Annotated in this window: 1 protein-coding gene; it reads left to right on the forward strand. The window is 32.6% G+C overall.

Annotation, left to right across the window (positions count from 1 at the left end; translation table 11 throughout):
- Positions 1-284 precede the first annotated feature (284 nt).
- Positions 285-1599 (forward strand): glycosyltransferase family 39 protein (locus H1P_RS33225; protein WP_186376299.1); only part of this gene is annotated, 1315 nt, incomplete at its 3' end.

Here is a 1599-nt window from a genome sequence, read left to right on the forward strand (position 1 = left end):
CTGGTAGAATTTGACTGAACAAAATTATTAACTAACGGTACTTAAACATTTTGGGAATAAAAACAGCCTCAAACGTATATATAGTAATGCTTTTACTTCGATTTGGTATTTTTCTTGATATACTTGGGTTTCAGCGATTTTTGAGTGCTTGACGTATATCCCTTGTGCCACTTGGGTTTGAGGCTGTTTTTTTCTGATTTTTGTCTAAGTCCCGTTAATTAATTATTTTCATGAAAAATTCTACTCGAAATCATAATTTTTGGAGATTCTTAAGCCTTTTTTTCTTGATATTAGTTATCTTACTAAGAGGAGTTAATCTAGATAAAAAACCTTATTGGGAAGACGAAACTTACACTTTGGCTCGTGCATCAGGTTATGGCGTTACTGAGATAAGTGGCAAATTTTATAATGGTTCAATTTTTACGGTTGAAGATTTACTAGAATACCAAAAAGTACAACCTTCAACAAGTGCTTTTGATACAATCGAACAATTAGCAAAAGAAGTTCCTCAGCATCCACCTCTATATTTCTTGTTAGTAAGATTTTGGTCGCAAATTCCTTTTTTTGATTCTTCAAAAATGGCATTTCGGAGCTTATCTGTTTTGATGAGCTTATTGGCTTTTCCAGCATTTTGGTGGCTTTGCTCAGAACTTTTTACTAATTCTAAAGTCAAATGGGTTGCAGTCGCTTTATTTTCTGTGTCTCCTATCTATATCAAATATGCTCAAACTGCCCGTCCTTATAGTTTGTGGCTACTTTTAATAATATTATCTTGTGCAGCACTGTTAAAAGCTTCAGGACAACCAACCAGGCTAAATTGGGGTATTTATTCCTTGACAGTGGCATTAAGCTTGTATTGTCAGCTATTTTCAGCCTTGGTTTTTTTGGGACACGGAATTTATATTTTAGTAATTGAGAGAGTTAAATTAAGTCAAACATTTCAAAAATATCTATTTTCCAGTGGAATAGGTATTATTTTCTTTTTACCTTGGATCTTGGTATTTTTGCGTAATCAAGAAAGAGCAATCAACACGGTAAGCTGGACAACAATATCACTTCCTTTCTCTTCTTTGGTTAAGTTTTGGAGTTTATCTCTCAATCGCACTTTTGTAGCTTGGCACTACCAATACGACTATTTGTGGATTTTGGCTGTTCCTGTTTTATTGCTAAGTCTTTATTCTTTTTATTTTTTATGGGCTAATAAACCTATAAAAAATTGGTTATTTATTATAATTTTAACAATTATAATATTTTTATTTTTAGCTATTCCAGATATTTTTCTAGGAGGACAACGTTCAATATCTCAAAGGTATTTATTACCTTCTTATTTAGGAATTTACTTAGGAACTGCTTATTTACTAGGGTCAAAAATCTCTAGTCAGAGACAGGATATTAAAACAAGATTTTGGCAGCTTATTACCATAGTGATTATTGTCACTGGAACTTTATCATCCGCGCTTTCTGTTCAAGCCAAAACTTGGTGGGGTTGGTCAGAATACGAAGGAGAAATTGCTCAAAAAATTAATCAATCACCTCAAAGACTATTAATAACTGATGTTCCATTGGGATTAATTCTTCCTTTGAGTCATGAATTGAAAA

This window comes from Hyella patelloides LEGE 07179, from assembly GCF_900659865.1.
GTDB classification, from domain to species: Bacteria; Cyanobacteriota; Cyanobacteriia; order Cyanobacteriales; family Xenococcaceae; genus Hyella; species Hyella patelloides.